The organism is Brachybacterium sp. GPGPB12 (assembly GCF_038396325.1).
Taxonomy (GTDB): Bacteria; Actinomycetota; Actinomycetes; order Actinomycetales; family Dermabacteraceae; genus Brachybacterium; species Brachybacterium conglomeratum.
In genome coordinates, this window is the sequence record NZ_CP149573.1 from 2,857,592 (window position 1) to 2,876,313 (window position 18,722).

Below are 18,722 nucleotides of genomic sequence, written 5' to 3' on the forward strand. Positions count from 1 at the left end.
CCCGCCGCACGGTCCCGCCGACGACGAGAGCCGTGACCCGGGCCGGACGAGCTCGCTCGTCGGCGCCGGATCACGGCTCTCAGCGTGTGCGTGTGCGCCGCCCGTCGGGGCGGCGCAGGCGCTCTCAGGCGGTCGCGGTCCTCGCCGGCAACACCTTGTCGCCGTAGCGGCGACGGAAGCGCTCGACGCGCCCGGCGGTGTCCAGCACGGTGCCGCGACCGGTCCAGAACGGATGCGAGGCCGAGGAGACCTCGACGTCGATCACGGGGTACTCCCGACCATCCTCCCAGCTCACGGTCTTGTCCGAGGTGCGAGTCGAGTTGGTCAGGAAGGATTCCCCGGCGCTCCGGTCCCGGAACACGACGGGTCGGTACTGAGGGTGGATGTTCTTCTTCATGGCGTTCTCCTCACCGCGTCGATGACTGAAGGATCAACGACGCAGGGGGTTCGTGTATTCCCGCGTGGCCCGGCCGGCTATCGCGGCCGGTCGCGGCGCCCGTCGCCGCGGGGCGGCGGGCGCCGCGGGCAGTCAGGCGGAGGTGCCGACGAGAGTGCGTCGGGACTGCTCCTCCTGCACGGCACGGCCTCCGGTGCGCTCCAGATGCGCGGCGGAGGAGAGGTCCACCTCGATGACGGGGTAGATGTTCCCGTCCTCCCAGGTGGTCGAGTGCTCCGAGGTGCGAGTGGAGCGGGAGAGGTAGCGCAGCCCGGCGCTCTGGTCGCGGAAGACGACGAGATGGGGCTGAGGTCGATGGTCCTGTCGGTGGTCGGTCATGTGGTTCTCCTTCGAGGTCGGCTCGCGGCCGACGTGATGTCTGTGCCCGGCACGGTGCCGGGTGGGTGTGCGTGCGGCGGCTCCGCCGGGGCGGAGCGAGGCATCCGTGTCCCGCTGCGCAGGGCTGTCGATGCCGCGCGCGGCATGGCGGGGTGCTCGCGGCGCCCGCTGGGGCGGGTCGCTCGCGCCGCACGCGGTGCGAGGGCCGGGGCGCCGCCGTCGTGGCGGGTCCGGCCGGGAGGCTCGCACATCCGACGACGGCTGGGGCCGTCGTCCGGAGCTCTGCACGCTACGGGGTCATCAACGGGGATGTCCAGGGGTTTATTCCCGCGGGTGCGTCACCCAGTGTGTCACGACCTGCCGTCGGCCCGCGCCTCGTCGTGGTGGCCGCGCCCGGCGGCCCGATCCACGATCAGCAAGACGTCGACCGGACCGCCCTCGGCGCCGAAGGCGTGGGGGACCAGGGTGTCGAACTCGGCGGACTGGTCCTGGGTGATGCGATGGCGCTGAGTGCCGAGCCGCAGGATCAGCGTCCCCGAGAGCACCACCAGCCACTCCTGGCCGGTGTGGGCGCGCATCCGTGCGGGATCCGGGGGCGGGTCCACGACCCGTCGGCGCAGGATCACGGTGTCGGGAGCGCGGCGCATCTGCCAGCGCGGCGCGTCCATGCCGTGGTCCTTCACCGGGTTCGAGACGATCTGCTCGCCCTGCACCGCCACGAGCTCGTCGAGGCTCGTGTCCAGGGCGCGCGAGAGGTCCACCAGCTGGTCGAGGGCCAGGCGCCGCCCGCCGCTCTCGATCCGCGAGAGCGTCGAGGCGCTGAGGTGGGTGCGGCCGGCGAGGTCGTCGAGCGTCAGCCCCTGCGCGAGACGCGGCGCACGCGACCTCTTGCGCACCAGGTCGTCGAGCTCCGCCGTTCCTTGCGACATGAGCAAGAGTGTATGCAGCCAAGGCAAGTCGGTCCAGGGTGGAGACATCGCCCCGCCGAGGGGCGCGAAGACCCGACCGAGAGGACCCCGCCATGACCGACCATGACCAGCACGCCGCCCCGACCCGGCCCGAGCCGACGGAGACCAGCCCGCTCGCCGCCGACCCGGCGCACTCCGACCCGCTGCCCGCGACGCTCGTCGACGCCGTCGTGATCGGCGGGGGCGCCGCCGGGCTGAACGGCGCGCTCATGCTCGCCCGCTCCCGTCGCAGCGTCGTCGTCCTCGACGCAGGCCACCCGCGCAACGCCCCCGCCGAGGGGATCCACGGCCTGCTCGGCAACGAGGGCACGGCGCCCGGGGAGTACCTCGCCCGCGGCCGGGCCGAGGTGCGGCACTACGGAGGGCTCGCTATCCGCGGCGAGGTCGCCTCCGCCCGCGCCGTCGACCCGTCGGCCGAGGGCGATCTGCGCTTCGAGATCACCCTGGCCGACGGGCGCGCCCTCACCGCCCGCCGGGTCCTGGTCGCCACCGGCATACGCGACGAGTCGCCGGAGATCCCCGGCCTCTCCGAGCACTGGGGCCATGACCTCGTCCACTGCCCCTTCTGCCACGGCTACGAGGTGCGCGACCAGGCGATCGGCGTGATCGTGCGCCAGAGCGCCCATGCGCATCTCGCCCTGATGTTCCGTGCGCTGAGCGAGGACGTCGAGGTCTTCGCCGCAGATGTGGAGTTCGATCCCGCCGCCCGCGAGCGCTTCGCCGCGCTCGGCGTCACCGTGCACGAGACCGCGATCCAGGAGGTCCTCGCCGGGCCCGACGGCGGGATCGCCGGGGTCCGCCTCGCGGGCGGCGAGGTGGTCGCGCGCTCCGTGCTCGCGGCCGGCACCCGGATGACCCCGCGCCTGGACGGGCTGGACGGCCTCGGGCTCGCCCTCGAGGAGCCGCCCGCCGGGATGGGGCAGAAGGTCGCCACCGGCCAGGCCGGCACCACCGAGGTGCCCGGCGTGTGGGTCGCCGGGAACGCCGCGGACCCCACCGCGCAGGTCGGGGCGTCCGCCGCGGCCGGGGCGCTCGCCGGCGCGCAGCTGCACGGCGCGCTCGTCATTGCCGACGCCGACGCGGCGGTCGCCGCGCTCGTCCTGCAGGGCTGAGGGCGCCGGCCGCGGCGTGACGGCATGGAGCGGCGACGGGAGGCCGTCCCGTCGCCGCGCCTGGCCCCCTGCCGCTCAGAGCGTGAGCAAGCACCTTCGTCGCGCGGCGCTCGTCCATCGCGGCGTAGCCCTCGGCCGCGTCCTCCAGAGGGAGCGTGAGGTCGAAGACCTTCCCCGGATCGATCTCGCGACGCCAGATCAGGTCGATCAGCTCGGGCAGGTAGCGGCGCACCGGGGCGGGCCCGCCGTGGAGACGGACCGCGGAGAAGAACAGCTCGTCCCCGGGGATCTGCACGTCGTGGGAGACGCCCACGAAGCCCACCGCGCCGCCGGGACGCGTAGCGCGAATCGCCTGCATCATCGACTCCTGGGTGGCGACGGCCTCGATCGTGGAGTGCGCGCCGAGCCCGCCGGTGAGCTCCTTCAGCGCCGCGACGCCCTCGTCGCCGCGGGCCTCGATGATGTCGGTGGCGCCGTACTCGCGGGCCAGGGCCTGCCGCTCGGGGTGGCGGCTGAAGACGATGATCCGCTCGGCGCCCATCTGCCGGGCGGCCAGCACGCCCATCAGGCCCACCGCGCCGTCGCCGACCACGGCGACGGTCCGGCCCGGGCCGGCGCCGGCGGCGTCGGCCGCGAACCAGCCGGTGCCCAGCACGTCGGAGGCGGCCAGCAGCGAGGGGATCAGCTCCGGGTCGGGCATGCCGGGGGTCTTGACCAGGGTGCCGTCGGCGAAGGGGATCCGGGCCCTCTCGGCCTGGGTGCCGATCTGCCCGTCCACGAAGATCGCGTGCACGCGCGGGAGGGATGGCCCTCGCGGCAGATCTCGCACTTCCCGCAGGAGATCACGAAGGAGCCGACCACGAAGTCGCCGACCTCGAGGGTCTCGACCGCGGAGCCGACCTCTTCGACCACGCCCACGTACTCGTGGCCCATGTGCTGGTGGTCGGGGGCGTCGGCGCCGCGGTAGGGCCAGAGGTCGGAGCCGCAGATGCAGGTGGCGGCGAGGCGGATGACGGCGTCGGTCGGCTCGATGATCCGCGGATCCTCGCGGTCCTCGACACGGACGTCGCCGGGGGCGTGCATGATGACTGCGCGCATGGGGTGTTCTCCTTCTGATCGGGACGCGGTCCATTCCATGCCCTGCTCGGAGCGTGGGGGAGTCCCTGGCAGGGGGTGTACCGACAGGGCGCCCCTCGCACGGGACGCGTCAGGGCGGTGCGGCCTACCCTGACCCCATGGACAACAGAGCGGAGGTGCGCGAGTTCCTCATGTCGCGCCGTGCGAAGGTGACGCCGCAGGAGGTGGGGCGCACGCCGCGGGCGCCCGCCGCGTGCCGGGGCGCGCCGCAGCGAGGTCGCGGAGCTCGCCGGGGTGAGCGTCGAGTACTACGCGAAGCTCGAGCGTGGCGCGATCGCCGGCGCCTCCGCCGCGGTGCTCGACGCGCTCGCCACTGCGGCGCGGATGGACGAGACCGAGCGGCGTCACCTGCTCGACCTCGCCCGCGCGGCCGATGGGATCCCCACCTCGGGCCGGGCCCGCAGACCCCGCAGGCTGCGGGGTCGCACCCGTGCGCGAGAGCACCCGCTGGATGTTGGACTCGCTGACCGGTGCGATCGCCTTCGTGCGCGATCAGCACCAGAACATGGTCGCGGTCAACGCGCTGGGCCGCGCCTTCTACTCGCCGCTTGCTGGGCGAGGAGGGGGCCGGCGGGCGGGTGCCGAACCTCGCCCGCTTCCAGTTCCTCGATCCCGCCTCGCGCGACTTCTACCCGGACTGGGAGTGGTTCGCCGAGATGTGCGTGGGGATCATGCGCGCCGAGGCCGGGCGCGATCCCCACGACCCCGTGATGCAGGAGCTGGTGGGAGAGCTGTCCACCTGTTCGGAGACCTTCCGGCGGCTCTGGGGCGCGCACGACGTCCGCACCCACGGCTCCGGCACCAAGCGCTTCGTCCACCCCGTGGTGGGAGAGGTCGAGCTCGCCTACGAGGAGCTGGCGGTGACCGCCGAGCCCGGCCGGGTCATGCTCGTCTACACCGCCGAGCCCGGCTCGACCAGCGCCGAGCGGGCGCGCCTGCTCGCGAGCTGGGCGGCATCGGAGCAGGATCCGCGGCCTGCGCGGGACGAGCAGGAGGCGTAGCCCGCCAGGTGGGTCGCTCGAGGCTCCATGCGTCAGCGCCGCGCTCACCTGCGAGTACGGCATCCGTCCCGGCGGTCGGCGCGAGGAGTCACGGGCCGGCCGCTGAGCCGCGTCGCGTGACGAGTCAGTCGGCCGCGGCGGATCCGGTTGCCCGCTCGGCCGCGGGGGCGGACTCCTGCGCCCATGGCCGCAGTGGGGAGACGGCGTCGATGGCGTCGCGGCGGGGGCCTCGGGGACCGAGGACGACGTTCGAGGCCAGCGGGATCTGGTGGGACGCGCTCTCGAGGATGTGCATCAGGTATCCGGCAGTGTTCGGGAAGGCGAGGAGGTCACCGATCGCGACACCCTCCGGGAAGTCGAGTCGTCGACGCAGGATCAGCTCCGCCTCGATGCAGTACGCCCCGACGAGGAACGCGTGCGCCGGCGCAGAGCGTGGACCGTCCCCGGGGACCAGCGGCGGATCGACGAGGAAGTCGTCCGACGTGGATCGGCACTGGGTCCGATTCATCTCGAGCCCGACGAGCGGCACCCCATCGCTCGTCGTGGTGCGCCGCACGACGCGGGACAGCGTCATGCCGCATCCGTCGAGCAGCGATCTGCCGGGTTCGCAGCGCGGCTCCAGGCCCCGCTCCCTCAGCGCGACGGTCGCGGTCTCCCCGGTGGGGAGCCGTGTGCCCAGCACCTGTTCGAGCCATTCCCCGCGCACCGGTTCCTGGTGGTACGGATAGACCTGGCGCAGGGGCTCCCCGCGCCACGTGACCGTGTCGACGCGGTCGCTCGTCGACGCATCGTGCGCTGTCCAGAACGCGTCCCACTGACCGGCGTCGTCGAGATAGGACATCGGGACGCCCCCGCCGATGTCGATGAATCGAAGGTCGTGGCCGAGGTCGCGGAGCGCATCGCTGAGACGGAGCGCCTCGTCGAGGGCCTGGGCGCGGTGCGCGCGGCATAGCCGTGGAGATGGAAATGGACTCCGTCGATCCTGAGGCCGGCGGCGGAGGTCCGGGCGTGATCGGCCCAGTCTTCGCCAGGTCGCCGCGGACTCCCCGAACCGTGTGGGGGCGACGCCGCTGGCCGGGGACGGTGCGAGGCGGAGCGCGACGGGTTGCGGCCCACCGGTCGTGTTCTCCGCTGCGACCTGCAGGAAAGCCTCGGCCTCGTCGAGGTTGTCGAGCACCAGCACGACACCCGTGTCGCGGGCGAGGCGCAGCAGCTCCGGTGGCTTCACAGCCGCGGTCACCACGACGTCCTCGGGCGCGTACCCCTGGTCGAGCACCTGGGACAGCTCCCGGTGGCTCCCGACGTCCACCCCGTGACCGGCGCGTCTCGCCGACTCGACCAGGCCCAGGGTCTTGTTCGCCTTGCGCGCGACGAAGATCCTCAGCGGCACGCCGTGACGGGCGGCCGCGGACTCCAGCTCGGAGGCGTTGCGGGCCAGGGCCGAGAACTCGTGGACGTTCACCGGGTCGCCGTACTCCTCGATCAGTGCGGAGCAGGCTCCACGATCCGCCAGCGGCTCTCGCATCCACGGCTCGAGACGGGCGCTGAGCGGGGGAGCCCGCCGCGGCGGCGTCGCAGGGCCTCGGTGTCGCCGGGCGGATGATCGGCGGTGGGGTCCGCAGCGGTCGAGGAAGAGGGGGCAGGTCTGGTCATCGCGAACCGATTCTCCGCTCGGGGGTGGTGGTCGTGGTCGGTCGGGGAGGGGCCGAGGGCTCGGCGTCGGTGCGGCGCAGTCTCGAGGTGATCCGCGCCGCCCAGAGACGCGGCTCGTCGTGGAGGTGCCGGTTCAGGGTGTCGTGTCCGATGACGTGGTCCTCCGTCGGGCGCCCGAGCAGGGCGAGGCCCTCCTGCCGCTGGCTCCGGCCGCCGGAACGGTCCGCGGCGAGCGCAGTGCCGTCGTGGTCCACGGCCGCGCCGCGGCGTGCCGGTCGCACCTCGACCAGCCCCTGGTCCACCAATGCTCGCGAGAGCGGGTCGAGGATCCCCACGATCCCCGGCGGCGCCAGCACGGCATCGACCACGACGTCCGGAGGGGCGTGACCGGGCGGGGCGCCCTCGATGCCCGACGCCGTGATCCGGGTCCCGGCATCCACCCAGGAGAGGTCCAGCGCCCCGGAACCGATCATGGCCAGCAAGCATCTCCGCGACCTCGAGGGGAGGGCCGAACGCGAACCTCTCGAGCACCTGGGAGGCCCGACGGAAGCGAGCCCATTCCTCGGCGGGGGCCGCGGAACCGCGGACCGCGAGCGTGAGGGGGCGGTAGAGCCCTCCCCAGACGCGTCCGAGGATCCATGCGGGGCCGGGGGCCCGTCCGCCTCGGCCGATCTCCACGCTCCGTCGCAGGGCGTCCTCGGCGTGGCCCGGTCCGCGGTGCAGATCCGGGTCGGATCCCGAGGCCAGTGCGCGTTCGACCGCCCCTCGCCCGAGGTGGGGATCCGTCCCCGTCGCAACGAGGGCGGCCGTGGCGACGTCCAGGACGAGGTCGATCACGGCGTCGGGGCCGACGTCGGTCCGTTCGGTGGAGCCCAGTCGTCGAGCTCCCTCGGCGACGGCACGGCTCACCCCGGCCGGCAGGGGGAGCCGAGGGTCGGGCTTCGCGTCCAGGAGGCGGCCGTGGCGCGCCGTGGGCAGGAGGACCAGCGGCTCCTCGGAGCCGCGCCGGTGGAGGAGGCCGGGGACGCCGTCGGCGCGCGGGGTGAAGCGCCCTCCGCGCTCGAGGGTGAGCACGAGGGCGGCGTCGATGAACGTCAGGGCGCCGCCGCGCGGCGCCACCCGCGCGCCGGGCGGGACGTCATGAGAACCCAGCATCTCCGCGGCGGGCGGCACCGCCGGACGCGGGATGGTCGAGGACCAGGTGCGGGCCAGGGCACCGGAGTGTTCCGCGGCATGTCCGGTGGCGAGCAGGATCTCCTCCACCGGCGGGAGCGCGCCGTGGCTCGCGGTCACGATCTCCCAAGCCCCGGCCGTGCGCCGGAGCGACACCGCGCGATCGCTCACGGTCCTCGCCGTCACCCCGGTCCGGGCCATGTCCGCCAGCACCCGGCGCCACCGCGCATGGAGGTACTCGCCGACCACGGCGCGCGGCGGGTAGGTCGCGGAGACGAGGGTGGGATGAACTGCGGCGACCCAGTCGCGGAACGACGGGCTCGTCCCGGTCGCCGGGACGTCCAGCAGAGCGGCGTCGACGTTGAGTCGCAGGGAGTGCGGTTGGGTGACGTCATAGGCGGCGCCGGTCCCCTCGACCGGCCCCGGGGCGACCACGGTGATCTCGAGGGCTCGGAGGGAGTCGTGGCATGCGGCGTCGCTGAGCTGGGCGCACAGCTCCTCGAGCGCGAACAGCGCCTTGGGGCCGTCGCCGACGACGGCCAGGGAGAGCGGCTGACCGCTCTCCGGAGCGCGATCAACCACGGCGGGCGAGGGTCCGCAGGGCCGTGGTCGCGGTGGCGACGTCGGAGGGACCGGCGTGCGGCGTCGTGCGCACCCAGCTGTCGTCGTAGACGGTGCCGAGGTAGGGGACGCCGCTGTCGTGGACGATCAGGGCGACCCGGCTCCCAGGGGCGAGGTCCGACACGAGGGTTCCCAGCGCGTGCACGATGCCTCCCGTCGAGGCGCCGGCGAGGATGCCCTCGCGCTCGGCGAGAAGTCGCGCGCCGACCACGCAGTCGAGCCCGCTGACGCGGATGACTCGATCCGGGTCGACCGTGCGGGAGATGTCCGTGACCACTCCGGCGCCGAGACCGGGCAGAGGGCGAGGGGTCGCGGTCCCTCCGAACAGCACGCTCCCTTCCGCGTCCACGGCGACCGTGGTCGTGTCCATCGAGGTGCGTCGGAGGTAGGCGCGCATCCGGCGAGGGTGCCGGTGGTGCTCACCGCGGCCATCAGCACGTCGAGCCGGTGACCGGTGGCTTCGGCGATCTCCCGCATGGTCCCGTCCTCATGGGCGGCCGGGTTCGCAGGGTTGCCGTACTGGTGGAGGTTCACGGCCCCCGGGATCTCCGAGAGGAGTCGTTCGACGCGACGCAGTCGAGCTGTGAGGAGGTCGCCGGTCTCCGGATCGGGGTCCGTCACCATCTCGATGCGTCCTCCGAGGGCCCGGATCGCCGCGACGGCGGTTCCGTTCGTGCGCGAGTCGACCACGCAGACGAAGCGCACAGCGTGCTCCAGGCACACTCGCGCCAGGGCCACACCGAGATTCCCCGAGCTGGACTCGACGACCGTGCCGCCTGGGCGCAGTCTGCCCGAGGCCATGGCATCGCGCACCATCGCCAGCGCAGGCCGGTCCTTGGTGCCGCCTCCCGGATTGGCGGATTCCAGCTTGGCGAGGATCTCGATGCCGGACTCCGGGAAGAGCCGGTCCAGGCGGACCAGCGGCGTGCGGCCGATCGCGGCGGAGACCCCGACCGCGATCGACTCGCGGCCCGTCGTCTGAGGGCGCCACGCGCCGGAGCCTTCGAGTGTGGTGCTCATTCACTGCACGTTACGGCACCTCGCACCGACCGAGCGCTCTTTCGGCCAGGTGCGCTCCACCGGATCGGGCGGCACACCCCGGACACTGCATCGACCCAGCTCGGAGCGGTGGCGGGACGCACGACGAACCGGTATCGCGAGGAGCCGGCGAGGAACCGAACGGTCGGCATCTCTCCTCCCGCCGCGGAGATGGGTACGTTGCAGTGGTCGCGAGTCGTCATGCGGTGAACGGCCGCGATGGCGCGACCACCACGAACGGAAGGAACGCAATGAACGGCATCGAGGAATTCGGACAGAGCGACGTCGTGCGCATCCTGCGAGGGACGGAGCTGGTCATGCTGACCACCGCGCTCCGGGACGGTGCGCTGGTCTCCCATCCGATGACGATCCAGGAGGTGAGTGACGACGTGGACGTGCTGTTCTTCGTGGGCCTCGACAGCGGGCATGCCGAGGCGCTGAGGCAGGGATCGGCCGTGAACCTCGCGGTGGCAGAGGGAGGGACCTGGCTCTCGGTGGCCGGGAAGGCCGTTTTCGAGGACGACCGCGCTCGGATCCGGGCTCTCTGGACCGATGCGGCCGAGGCCTACTTCCCGGAAGGGCCCGAGGACGAGAACCTGGGCCTGCTGCGGTTCTCCGGGGACTCCGCGCAGTACTGGGGCGTGCCGGGTGGGAAGGTCGCCGCGGTCGCACAGATCGTGAGGGCGCGACTGACCGGTGACCGACCTGCCGGCGGCACCGCGACCACAGATCTCTGAGCGCTGAGAGCCCGAGCCGTGGCGTCCTCGGAGCGGGAGGTGTCGACAGGGGCGGCGGGGTGTTCGACCCGGGCGGCCCCACCCTGAGCCATCGGGCGGTCCGCGCTCGACCGACGGGAGCCCGAGCGGTGAACGCCCCGCCGGTCCGACCGGTCGGATCCCTGCTCTCGTCCCCGGGGCCGGGCATAGCATGCGGGCCTTCAGGCTCGACGACGAGGGGGGCGCCATGGCTGATGGCTCGGACGGCATGGCGTCGACGCATGGCCCGGCGAGTCCCGGCCATGAGGCGCGACACCCGGTCCCCTCGTCCCGGGTTCCGGGCCGACGCTCCCGGCTCCGGGTGCTCGACGTCGAGACCGGCCGCGCCACCGTCGTCTACGAGTCCTTCGAGCCGCTCATCGAGTCCGTGAGCTGGCCCGGCGGGGGAGAGACGTTGATCGTGAACGCAGGCGGCACGCAGTGGGGCATCCCCGTCGGGGGAGGGGAGCCGCGCGGCTCGGCCCCGCCCCGGCCCCGGCGGACCCCGTCGCCGGAGCGACCGGGGCCGCAGGGGGCGGGCTCGACGAGGTCGTCCTCACCCGCGTCGGCGCGTGCCGGCTCGCGGACGGCACCTGGATCCCCCCGCGGGTCGTCCGCGTCCCCGGCACCGGAGGGGGCCCGGCCGCTCCGACCGACCGCGGTCGCGATCGCGGAGCGGCCCCTGACCCGCCGGGCGCCGCGCACGGCGGCGGCTGGGTCGTCGTCGACGCGGAGAGCGACCCCGCCGTGCCGGGACATGCGCGGCTGTTCCGCATGCGACCCGACGGCACCGGGATCGAGCGGCTCACCCACGACGAGCGCGTGAACCGCTTCCCGCAGGTCTCCCCGGACGGACGGCTGGTCGCCTATGTCAGCCACCCTTCGGGGGAGGAGGGTGCCGGCGGTGCCGACCCGCTCCTGCGGCTGTGTGCGGTCGACGGGTCGGGAGGGCGCGATCTCGCCCGTCTCCACGGTGTGCTGGGGACCGCGGGCGGGCACTGCTGGTCCCCGGACTCCCTCCGCGTGGTCTGTCTCGATCGCCCGCAGGCGGACTGATCCCCGGCGGACTGATCCCCGACGGGCAGAGCATCAAGGTGAGTGGCACAGAGTGGTGGCTGGTGAACGATGTCGTTCGGGGTCCGGAATCGCGTGAGCGGTGCTCAGCCTGCTCGGCGCGCGGAGAAGCGGTGCAGCGGCTGCGGGGAGTGCCCAGGTGCCACGCCGTGGGTGCGGTCGAGCTCCAGCGGCTCGGGCAGCGGGTCCGCGCGCACGTCGACGAAGCCCGCCTCCTCCCAGACCGTGCAGATCCGCTCCACCCCGGCGCGGGCGAAGTCGAGGTGGTCAACGGCCGCCTTGTCGTAGGCCTCGGCGAAGTGCTCCTGGCGCGCGGTCGCTGACGCCGCACCCCCGTCGTCCTCGGGCTCGAACCACTGCCCGTCGACCGCGACCAGCACGCCGCCCGGGCGCAGCGGCTCGTGCCAGCGCCGCGGCGCCGTGGGGGCGTCCAGCGGCGTCCACAGCAGATAGCGGGAGACGATCGCATCCATGCCGCCGCGCGGGAACGGCGGATCCGCGGCGTCGGCCTCCAGGAAGGTCGGAGGGTGCGGATGGCTCTCGACCTTCGCGCGCGCCTGCGCGAGCATCCCGGAGGAGAGGTCGATGCCGGTGACGTCGTATCCGTCGGCCGCGAGGAGCAGGGCGACGTTCCCGCTGCCCGTGCCGAGGTCGAGCACCTCGCGCGTGCCGGGCGGCGCTGTATCGCCGAAGGCCCGCGACCAGGCCTCGCGCTCGCCGGGCAGGGAGAGGCGCGAGAGCTGGTGCTCGTCGTACTCGGCGGCCCAGCGGGTCCAGTAGCGGTTCCAGGCCTGCTGGTCCTCGGCGGCGGTGCGGGTCATCGGGGCGGCTCCAGGGGTGGTCGGGCAGCTGCGGCGCCCCGGGGGCAGGGCGGTGGTCGTCGGAGAGGCGGGGCCGACGGGTCAGCGGTGGCCGTCGCCCGCGGCGTCGTCCGGGCCGCGGAAGAGGAACTGGGTGGTGCCGTCGGCGGCGAGAGCCCGTTCGGCGGCGACGGCATAGGTCGCGCCGACGAGCCCCACCTCGAGCGCCTCGGCGGGCGGGCCCTCGGCGCGCGCCCGGCCCCCGTCCAGCACGGTCACGCGGTCGCAGTAGCGGGCGGCGAGGTTCAGGTCGTGCGAGACCACCACGGTCGCGAGACCCCGGGCGCGCACCACCTCGAGCACATGGTGCTGGGAGCCGATGTCGAGGTGGTTCGTCGGCTCGTCCATCAGCAAGACACGGGGTCGCTGGGCGAGGGCGCGGGCGATCAGCACCCGCCGCTTCTCCCCTCCGGAGAGCAGGCTGAACTCCCGTCGCGCCAGGTGCAGGGCGCCGGCGCTCTCCAGGGCCTCGGTCGCGATCTCGAGGTCCGCCTCGCCGGTCCCTCCGAACGCGCCGGAGTGCGGGATCCTGCCCAGCGGCACCACATCGGCGACGGTCAGCGGCACCTCGCCGCTGAGCTCCTGCGCCATCACCGCGATCGACCGGGCGCGCTCACGGCCAGGCGACTCGGCGAGATCGCGGCCGTCCAGCAGCACCTGCCCGGCCTCCGGCACCAGCGAGCGGTGCAGGATCCGCGCGCGGTGGTCTTCCCAGCGCCGTTGGGGCCGACGAGGCCGAGCACCTCCCCGTCGTGCACCTCGAGATCGATCCCGTCGAGCACGGGCGAGGCGCCGTAGGAGTGGGCGCGCCCGTGCGCGGACAGCACGGGCGCGGCGAGCCCCGGCCCGGTCATCCCTCGAGCTCCACGAGCCACTCGTGGATCCGCTCGAGCCCGTCGACGACCAGCGGGGAGGCGGGCTCGGCGAAGTTGAACAGCGAGCGGCAAGCAGTGCCTGGTCCTGCACGGCGCGGAGGTCGCCCAGCTGGTCCTCGGAGATCATCTCCTCGGCGACGTCCGAGCCGTCGCCATCGGTCTGGTGGAGCACGATCAGCACGTCCGGGTCGGCGGCCAGCAGCGGCTCGGCGCTGATCTCGAACACGCGCTCGGCGGTGCCCGCGAAGACGTTCTCGATCCCGAGGGAGTCCAGCCGCGCGGTCACCATCGAGGCGGCGCCGTAGGCGTACAGAGGCCCGCCGCCCACGGAGGGATAGAGCACCGCGGCGGTGGCGACGGCGAGGTCCTTCGCGGACTCGGAGACGGCATCGATCCGCTCCTGCAGGGAGGTGGAGAGTCGCTCGGCCTGCTCGCCGCGGTCGAAGATCCGCCCGTAGGCGTCGATCTGCTCGCGCGGCCGTCTCGAAGCTCGAGCGGTGCCCGCCGGTCGCGCAGTAGACGTTCTGCACCACCACCTGCGCGCCCGCATCCGCCATCGCCTCACGCGTGACGCCGTCCGGCAGGCCGAAGACGATGTCGGGCTCCTGCGCGATGACCATCTCCTGGTTGATCTGCAGATGACCGGAGGCGTCGATCTCGTCGCTGAGCGTCGGGATCGCCTCGATGCGTGCGGCGAGGTCCTCGTCGTAGCGACCGGGCGGGAAGGCCCCGGCTCGCGAGACCACCCGCTCCAGCACCCCGATGCCGTCCAGCGTCGTCACCGGCGCCGACTCCAGCAAGCACGATCCGCTCGGGCGGGGCGTCGAAGGTCAGCGTCGCCTCGCAGTTCGCGAGCTCGAGCGGGAAGCCCCCAGCCGAACCGCCGCCGCCGTCGGAGCCTCCGTCCCCTGTGCTCCCGTCCGAGGAGCCGCAGGCGGCGGTGAGGCCGACGGCGCCGAACAGACCTGCCATCAGGGTGCGGCGGCGCAGCGGTGCGGAACTGGGGCCGTGGCCGACGGGCCCGGGGAGCCGGGCTCCGCAACCTCGGATCCGATCACGTCGGGCCCGAGGGCGTCGGCCTGGGGGAGGGACGTGCGAGGCATCGTGCTCCTTCGAGCGGGGAGAGGGGTCAGCGCCGCCGGGCGTGGAGCCGGCGCACGAGGATCAGCAGGAAGGGGGCGCCTATCGCGGCGGTGAGCACGCCGATGGGCGGCTCGCGCGGTCGCATGACCACGCGGGCGAAGGCATCGGCCCACAGCAGGAACAGCCCGCCCAGCAGTGCGGAGGCGGGGATCAGCACGCGGTGGCGGGCACCGACGAGACGGCGGGCGAGGTGCGGGATCACCAGGCCCACGAAGCCGATCGATCCTGCGCCCGCGACCGCGGCGGCGGTGCACAGCGAGACGACCAGCAGGAAGCCGATGCGGGCGCGGTCGGGGTGGATCCCGAGGCCGTGGGCGATCTCGTCGCCGGCGCTGAGCGCATCGAGCACGCGGGCGCCCGCGAGGAGCACGATCGCGCCGAGCACCGCCGCGATGAGTGCGACCCACAGGAAGGCGTTCCATCGGGCGAGGGAGAGGGAGCCGAGCATCCAGAACATCACCGAGCGGGAGCCCTCGGCGGAGTCGGAGGAGAAGATCAGCAGGTTCGTCAGCGCCGTGAGCGCATAGCCGACCGCGACGCCGGAGAGAAGCAGGCGCAGCGAGGTGACACGGCCGCCGGCCCGGGCGATGAGGAACACCAGCGGCGCCGCGCCGAGCGCGCCGAGGAAGGCGAGCACCGACTGCGCGTAGTCGCCCAGCGCCGCGCCGACGCCGAAGAGGATCGCGGCCGCGGCCCCGGTGGAGGCGCCGCCGGAGACGCCGAGGATGTATGGGTCGGCGAGCATGTTGCGGACCATCGCCTGCGCGCGCCGCACCGGAGAGCGCGAGGCAGGCGCCGACGGCGGCCCCCATCAGCACCCGCGGCACGCGCACGTCCCAGACGATCGAGTCGACCGAGGCCTCCCGGGCCGCGGGGACGGGCAGTCCCAGGTGGTGCGCGATGACCTGCAGGGTCGTCCCTGAGGGGATCGGCACCGGGCCGATCCCGACGCACAGCACGATGCTCGCCAGGCTGGCGAGGGCCAGCACGGCGAGGAGCGGCGCGGAGCGTCGGGCGCGCGAGCGGACCCCGAGCGCATCGGGAGCGCGGCCTGTCCCGGGGTGGGCGGCCTGCGAGGTGCCGGCCGGGGCGTTCGCCGAGGTCGCCGAGGCAGGGGCAGAGGACGTCACTTGCACGAGCCTACAAGTGTCGCCGTGGGGCCGGGCGGGCCGTGCCCGCGGTTGCCCGGGCTCGCCGAGCGGTGTGCGGCGTCAGGCGCCGGTGCGCCGACCGGAGCCGTCGTCCGCGCTCGGTCCGCCGTGCGCGTGGTGCCCATCGGGCCCGTCGTGGCCATGGTGCTCGTCGTGCCCGGGGTGCCCGTCGTGCCCGGGGTGCCCGTCGTGCGCGCGGTGGTGCGGGTGGTCGACGTCGTCGAGGTGCCCGGAGCCGAGCTCGTGCAGCAGGTCGTGGGCGAATCCGCTCGCCAGCTCGTAGCGCACCACGCGCCCGGTCCGCACGGCGTGCACCCACCCGGCCTCCCGCAGCAGTGCGAGGGCGTGCGAGGTGGTGGACTCGTGCGCCCCGATCGCCCGGGCGAGGTCCGAGCCGCGGATCAGGGGATGGGCGTGCAGGCAGAACAGGATCCGCAGGCGACGCTCGTCGGCCAGCGGCGCCATGCGCGCGGCGAGCTCGCCGAAGCCGTCCTCCTCGGCGAGCAGGTCGCGCGGCTCCTCGACCAGTCGCTCGTCGTCGAGGACCTCGGAGGAGGTCCGCACGTGGGCGGGGCGGCCGGGGGTCATGGCGGACACGGTACCGGGCGCCCCCTACACTGTCGCCGTCGACCGCGCCCCTGTCCCCGATTCTCTGCGAGGTGCTGCGATGCTCGACGTCCTCTGGGGCACCGGAGGGATGGCAGGCCTCCTGCTCATCGCCTTCGCCCTGTCCAGCAACCGCCGTGCCATCCGCCCACGCACCGTCGTGGGAGCCTTCGCGCTGCAGCTCGTGCTGGGGGCGATCGTCCTGTACTGGGGCCCCGGCCGATGGGCGCTGCAGCAGATGAGCGCCGGATTCCAGGCAGTCATCGACACCTCCTCCGAGGGGATCTCCTTCCTCTTCGGCGGGCGCTGCCGGCCGAGGGAGAAGGGACGATCTTCGCGCCGCAGGTGCCGCCGGTGATCATCTTCTTCGCCTCGCTCACCGCGGTGCTCTACCACTGGCGGATCCTGCCGTGGATCGTCCAGCCGCTCGGCGGCGCCCTCGGCAGGTCGCTCGGCACCGGCTACGGCGAGTCCGTGAACACGGCCGCGAACATCTTCCTGGGGCAGACCGAGGCGCCCCTGGTCATCCGCCCCTATCTCGGCGACCTCTCCCGCTCGGGCCTGTTCGCGGTGATGGTGGGCGGTCTCTCCACCGTCGCGGGCTCCGTGCTGGTGGGCTACTCCCTGCTCGGCGCCCCGCTGGAGTACCTGATCGCCGCGAGCTTCATGGCCGCCCCCGGTGCGCCGCTGATGGCCAAGATCCTCCTGCCCGAGGACGATCCCGAGGCCGTCGCCCGCGAGGCGGAGCTGGTCGCCGCGACCACCCGCAGGAAGGGCAAGGCCATGGCGCCGTCAGCCGACGGAACCGCCGCGACCGACGACACTGTTGCGGGGGTCGGCACTGCCGCGGCCGACGGGGCCGCGCCGATCTCCGCGACCGCCGTCGACTCCGCCGTGACGTCCGATGCGCCCGCGCCCAACGGGGGCACCTCGTCGGCCGCGACGTCGGCGGAGGACGACGAGGAGGACACCCTCTCCTACAGCAACGTTATCGACGCCGCCGCCGGCGGAGCGGCTGACGGTCTGCGGCTCGCCCTGACCGTGGGCGCGATGTCGCTCGCCTTCATCTCCCTGATCGCGCTGATCAACCTGCTGATCGGCACGGTCGGCGGCTGGTTCGGCGCCGACGACCTCACCTTCCAGCAGATCCTCGGCTGGGTGTTCGCGCCGATCATGGTGATGATCGGGGTGCCGCTGGACGAGGCCGTCGCCTCGGGCGCCTTCGTGGGGCAGAAGGTCGTGGTCAACGAGTTCGTGGCCTTCGCCGGCTTCGGCCCCGAGATCGACACCTTCAGCCCCAAGACCGCCGCGATCACGAGCTTCGCGCTCACCGGCTTCGCGAACCTCTCCTCGCTGGGGATCCTGCTGGGCGGCCTCGGCGGCCTCGCCCCCGAGCGTCGCCCCGAGATCGCGCGACTCGGCCTGAAGGCGATCCTCGCGGGCACGCTCGCGAACCTGATGAGCGCCACGATCGCGGGGATCATGCTCGGCTGATCGCCGTCGGCCGTCGGCGTCGATGCCGCGCCGACGCCGACGCCGACGCCGACGCCGACGCCGACGCCGACGCTGTGCCGGTGCCTGGCCGGACTCGGATCAGCCGGTCAGCGCGATCACGAGCAGGAGCCGCGTGAGCAGGAAGCCGCTGAGCAGGTTCAGGCGCAGGAATCGGCGCCAGGCGGCATGGGCGCGCTCCGAGTCGGCATCGGACAGGGAGCGGAAGGGCCAGGCGCTCGCGAGATACGGCGCACCAGCGGCCCCGCGAGCGCGGCCGGCCATCCCGTGACCAGCATCAGCGCGCCGGCCGCGGCATAGAGGCACAGCACCAGGCGCACCGTGCGCGTCGCACCCAGGACGGTCGCGATCGAGCCGATCCCCGCCTCGCGATCCGGCCGGATGTCCTGCACCGCGCCGAGGGCATGCGAGGCCATGCCCCACAGCAGGAACGCGGACAGCGCGGCGAGGGCTGTCGCGCCCACCGGGCCGCCGGCCAGCACCAGGCCGAACGCCGCCGGGCCCACGAAGTGGATCGCGGAGGTCAGCGAGTCCAGCCCCGGCCGCTCCTTGAGCCGGAGCCCGGGGGCGGAGTACCCCACCACCGCGGCGAGCACCACCAGCAAGCACCGCCCCGGAGGCGAGACTGCCCAGCACCAGCAGCGCCACGACGAAGGGCAGCGAGCCGAGGCCCGCCGCCCACAGGGTCGTGCGGTGGACGCGCCGGTCCAGCACGATCCCCTCCACCCCGCCCTTGCGGGGATTGCGCAGGTCGGACTCGTGGTCGAAGACGTCGTTCACCCCGTACATCAGCAGGTTGTACGGGACGAGGAAGAACACCGTGCCCACCAGCGGCGCCGCGTCGAGGCCCCCGCCGGCCAGCAGGTAGGCGGCGGCGAAGGGGTAGGCGGTGTTGATCCAGCTCAGCGGGCGCGAGGTGCCCAGCGGCTGGGACAGCGTGCCCGGGCGCGGGGCGGACAGGACGCTCATCGTTCCTCCTGCGGGGTCAGCAGCAGCCACAGCGAGGGCAGCAGGAGCCCTGCCGCGAGCGGCCAGGCGAGGTCCTCGAGCGGGGTGAGCAGGAGCCGCACGCCCAGCAGGTCCTCCTCGGCGTAGCGGAACAGGTCCGCCGCGATCATCAGCGAGTCGAACACGATCGTGAGCGCCAGCGGCCGCCGCGACAGTCGCGCCGGTGGTCAGCCACCAGCGCGGTCCGGGCCGGCGCCGCACGGCGGCCAGCACCGTCACCAGCAAGACGGGAAGCAGGAAGAGCCCGGCCAGGGCGGCGT

At 73.7% G+C, this 18,722-nt stretch carries 19 protein-coding genes and 7 pseudogenes; 7 read left to right on the plus strand and 19 right to left on the minus strand.

Features of this window, described 5'->3' with window-relative positions:
• Positions 1 to 124 precede the first annotated feature (124 nt).
• The 3 genes from WKH84_RS16645 to WKH84_RS16655 form a co-directional block, all read right to left on the minus strand.
• A complete protein-coding gene (locus tag WKH84_RS16645; RefSeq protein WP_341854464.1) occupies positions 125 to 397 on the minus strand; it encodes a type B 50S ribosomal protein L31 in 273 nt (90 codons plus the stop codon).
• Between the two features lie 132 nt (positions 398 to 529).
• Positions 530 to 775, minus strand: coding sequence for a 50S ribosomal protein L31 (locus WKH84_RS16650; protein WP_263312104.1), 246 nt, complete (start codon positions 773 to 775; stop codon positions 530 to 532).
• A gap of 350 nt (positions 776 to 1,125) precedes the next feature.
• Complete coding sequence (locus tag WKH84_RS16655) at positions 1,126 to 1,704, minus strand: XRE family transcriptional regulator (protein ID WP_341854465.1); 579 nt, start codon at positions 1,702 to 1,704, stop codon at positions 1,126 to 1,128.
• 92 nt (positions 1,705 to 1,796) lie between these two features.
• Between WKH84_RS16655 and WKH84_RS16660 the strand changes: the two genes are divergently transcribed.
• Positions 1,797 to 2,855, plus strand: coding sequence for an NAD(P)/FAD-dependent oxidoreductase (locus WKH84_RS16660; protein ID WP_341854466.1), 1,059 nt, complete (start codon positions 1,797 to 1,799; stop codon positions 2,853 to 2,855).
• An 88-nt stretch (positions 2,856 to 2,943) separates the two neighbouring features.
• Here WKH84_RS16660 and WKH84_RS16665 read toward each other — a convergent pair.
• Positions 2,944 to 3,953, minus strand: a pseudogene (locus WKH84_RS16665) (zinc-dependent alcohol dehydrogenase family protein); the annotation flags it as partial.
• A gap of 273 nt (positions 3,954 to 4,226) precedes the next feature.
• Here WKH84_RS16665 and WKH84_RS16670 point away from each other — a divergent pair.
• Both WKH84_RS16670 and WKH84_RS16675 read left to right on the plus strand, forming a co-directional pair.
• A pseudogene (locus WKH84_RS16670) lies at positions 4,227 to 4,283 on the plus strand (hypothetical protein); the annotation flags it as partial.
• A 179-nt stretch (positions 4,284 to 4,462) separates the two neighbouring features.
• The gene (locus WKH84_RS16675; RefSeq protein WP_341854467.1) at positions 4,463 to 4,993 is read left to right on the plus strand and encodes a hypothetical protein; all 531 of its coding nucleotides are present in this window, start codon (positions 4,463 to 4,465) and stop codon (positions 4,991 to 4,993) included.
• A 124-nt stretch (positions 4,994 to 5,117) separates the two neighbouring features.
• Here WKH84_RS16675 and WKH84_RS16680 read toward each other — a convergent pair whose 3' ends face one another.
• The 5 genes and pseudogenes from WKH84_RS16680 to WKH84_RS16700 form a co-directional block, all read right to left on the minus strand.
• Positions 5,118 to 6,518 (minus strand): Y4yA family PLP-dependent enzyme, encoded by a 1,401-nt coding sequence (locus WKH84_RS16680; RefSeq protein ID WP_341854468.1) that lies wholly within the window; start codon positions 6,516 to 6,518, stop codon positions 5,118 to 5,120.
• On the minus strand, positions 6,476 to 8,401 hold the full coding sequence (locus tag WKH84_RS16685; RefSeq protein ID WP_341854469.1) for an FAD/NAD(P)-binding protein: 1,926 nt from the start codon (positions 8,399 to 8,401) through the stop codon (positions 6,476 to 6,478). The genes WKH84_RS16680 and WKH84_RS16685 overlap by 43 nt, the downstream gene beginning before the upstream one ends.
• Entirely contained in the window at positions 8,394 to 8,564 is a 171-nt protein-coding gene (locus tag WKH84_RS16690; RefSeq protein ID WP_341857034.1) for a hypothetical protein, read from the minus strand. The genes WKH84_RS16685 and WKH84_RS16690 overlap by 8 nt, the downstream gene beginning before the upstream one ends.
• Positions 8,565 to 8,576: 12 nt before the next feature.
• Positions 8,577 to 8,837 (minus strand): annotated as a pseudogene (locus tag WKH84_RS16695) (2,3-diaminopropionate biosynthesis protein SbnA); the annotation flags it as partial.
• A gap of 47 nt (positions 8,838 to 8,884) precedes the next feature.
• A pseudogene (locus tag WKH84_RS16700) lies at positions 8,885 to 9,460 on the minus strand (pyridoxal-phosphate dependent enzyme); the annotation flags it as partial.
• A gap of 269 nt (positions 9,461 to 9,729) precedes the next feature.
• On the opposite strand from WKH84_RS16700, the gene WKH84_RS16705 reads away from it, so the two are divergent.
• The gene (locus tag WKH84_RS16705; RefSeq protein ID WP_010550703.1) at positions 9,730 to 10,215 is read left to right on the plus strand and encodes a pyridoxamine 5'-phosphate oxidase family protein; all 486 of its coding nucleotides are present in this window, start codon (positions 9,730 to 9,732) and stop codon (positions 10,213 to 10,215) included.
• 459 nt (positions 10,216 to 10,674) lie between these two features.
• Positions 10,675 to 11,289 (plus strand): hypothetical protein, encoded by a 615-nt coding sequence (locus tag WKH84_RS16710; protein WP_341854470.1) that lies wholly within the window; start codon positions 10,675 to 10,677, stop codon positions 11,287 to 11,289.
• A gap of 104 nt (positions 11,290 to 11,393) precedes the next feature.
• Here the strand turns inward: WKH84_RS16710 and WKH84_RS16715 are convergent, their stop codons facing one another.
• The 8 genes and pseudogenes from WKH84_RS16715 to WKH84_RS16750 all read right to left on the minus strand — a co-directional run bounded on the left by WKH84_RS16715 (position 11,394) and on the right by WKH84_RS16750 (position 15,924).
• Positions 11,394 to 12,128: a class I SAM-dependent methyltransferase gene (locus WKH84_RS16715; RefSeq protein ID WP_341854471.1), complete on the minus strand. Its 735-nt coding sequence runs from the start codon at positions 12,126 to 12,128 to the stop codon at positions 11,394 to 11,396.
• An 81-nt stretch (positions 12,129 to 12,209) separates the two neighbouring features.
• Positions 12,210 to 12,842 carry an ABC transporter ATP-binding protein gene (locus WKH84_RS16720; protein ID WP_341856933.1) on the minus strand — a complete coding sequence of 211 codons (633 nt, stop codon included), beginning with the start codon at positions 12,840 to 12,842 and terminating at the stop codon, positions 12,210 to 12,212.
• Entirely contained in the window at positions 12,758 to 13,021 is a 264-nt protein-coding gene (locus WKH84_RS16725) for an ATP-binding cassette domain-containing protein (protein WP_341856934.1), read from the minus strand. The genes WKH84_RS16720 and WKH84_RS16725 overlap by 85 nt, the downstream gene beginning before the upstream one ends.
• Positions 13,022 to 13,184: 163 nt before the next feature.
• Positions 13,185 to 13,592, minus strand: a pseudogene (locus WKH84_RS16730) (ABC transporter substrate-binding protein); the annotation flags it as partial.
• An 11-nt stretch (positions 13,593 to 13,603) separates the two neighbouring features.
• The gene (locus WKH84_RS16735) at positions 13,604 to 14,014 is read right to left on the minus strand and encodes a hypothetical protein (RefSeq protein ID WP_341854472.1); all 411 of its coding nucleotides are present in this window, start codon (positions 14,012 to 14,014) and stop codon (positions 13,604 to 13,606) included.
• A 157-nt stretch (positions 14,015 to 14,171) separates the two neighbouring features.
• Positions 14,172 to 14,960 (minus strand): iron ABC transporter permease, encoded by a 789-nt coding sequence (locus WKH84_RS16740; RefSeq protein ID WP_341854473.1) that lies wholly within the window; start codon positions 14,958 to 14,960, stop codon positions 14,172 to 14,174.
• A gap of 55 nt (positions 14,961 to 15,015) precedes the next feature.
• Positions 15,016 to 15,321, minus strand: a pseudogene (locus WKH84_RS16745) (iron ABC transporter permease); the annotation flags it as partial.
• A gap of 75 nt (positions 15,322 to 15,396) precedes the next feature.
• Positions 15,397 to 15,924 (minus strand): MarR family transcriptional regulator, encoded by a 528-nt coding sequence (locus WKH84_RS16750; protein WP_341854474.1) that lies wholly within the window; start codon positions 15,922 to 15,924, stop codon positions 15,397 to 15,399.
• Positions 15,925 to 16,003: 79 nt separating this feature from the next.
• Between WKH84_RS16750 and WKH84_RS16755 the strand changes: the two genes are divergently transcribed.
• Positions 16,004 to 16,300, plus strand: a complete 297-nt coding sequence (locus WKH84_RS16755; RefSeq protein WP_341854475.1) for a Na+ dependent nucleoside transporter N-terminal domain-containing protein — start codon at positions 16,004 to 16,006, stop codon at positions 16,298 to 16,300.
• Positions 16,288 to 17,436, plus strand: a complete 1,149-nt coding sequence (locus tag WKH84_RS16760) for a nucleoside transporter C-terminal domain-containing protein (protein ID WP_341854476.1) — start codon at positions 16,288 to 16,290, stop codon at positions 17,434 to 17,436. Before WKH84_RS16755 ends, WKH84_RS16760 begins: the two co-directional genes overlap by 13 nt.
• Positions 17,437 to 17,535: 99 nt before the next feature.
• On the opposite strand, the pseudogene WKH84_RS16765 reads toward WKH84_RS16760, so the two are convergent.
• Together WKH84_RS16765 and WKH84_RS16770 are read right to left on the minus strand one after the other, a co-directional pair.
• A pseudogene (locus tag WKH84_RS16765) lies at positions 17,536 to 18,423 on the minus strand (prenyltransferase).
• Entirely contained in the window at positions 18,420 to 18,587 is a 168-nt protein-coding gene (locus WKH84_RS16770) for a hypothetical protein (RefSeq protein ID WP_341854477.1), read from the minus strand. Before WKH84_RS16770 ends, WKH84_RS16765 begins: the two are co-directional and overlap by 4 nt.
• Between the last annotated feature and the right edge of the window lie 135 nt (positions 18,588 to 18,722).

What these genes read in the sequence shown, in the direction of transcription:
- WKH84_RS16715 (WP_341854471.1), bottom strand. Translation starts at nt 12,128, where the DNA reads ATGACCCGCACCGCCGCCGAGGACCAGCAGGCCTGGAACCGCTACTGG.
- WKH84_RS16680 (WP_341854468.1), bottom strand. Translation starts at nt 6,518, where the DNA reads ATGCGAGAGCCGCTGGCGGATCGTGGAGCCTGCTCCGCACTGATCGAG.
- WKH84_RS16705 (WP_010550703.1), top strand. Translation starts at nt 9,730, where the DNA reads ATGAACGGCATCGAGGAATTCGGACAGAGCGACGTCGTGCGCATCCTG.
- WKH84_RS16645 (WP_341854464.1), bottom strand. Translation starts at nt 397, where the DNA reads ATGAAGAAGAACATCCACCCTCAGTACCGACCCGTCGTGTTCCGGGAC.
- WKH84_RS16655 (WP_341854465.1), bottom strand. Translation starts at nt 1,704, where the DNA reads ATGTCGCAAGGAACGGCGGAGCTCGACGACCTGGTGCGCAAGAGGTCG.
- WKH84_RS16735 (WP_341854472.1), bottom strand. Translation starts at nt 14,014, where the DNA reads ATGGCAGGTCTGTTCGGCGCCGTCGGCCTCACCGCCGCCTGCGGCTCC.
- WKH84_RS16750 (WP_341854474.1), bottom strand. Translation starts at nt 15,924, where the DNA reads ATGACCCCCGGCCGCCCCGCCCACGTGCGGACCTCCTCCGAGGTCCTC.
- WKH84_RS16660 (WP_341854466.1), top strand. Translation starts at nt 1,797, where the DNA reads ATGACCGACCATGACCAGCACGCCGCCCCGACCCGGCCCGAGCCGACG.
- WKH84_RS16725 (WP_341856934.1), bottom strand. Translation starts at nt 13,021, where the DNA reads ATGACCGGGCCGGGGCTCGCCGCGCCCGTGCTGTCCGCGCACGGGCGC.
- WKH84_RS16755 (WP_341854475.1), top strand. Translation starts at nt 16,004, where the DNA reads ATGCTCGACGTCCTCTGGGGCACCGGAGGGATGGCAGGCCTCCTGCTC.
- WKH84_RS16650 (WP_263312104.1), bottom strand. Translation starts at nt 775, where the DNA reads ATGACCGACCACCGACAGGACCATCGACCTCAGCCCCATCTCGTCGTC.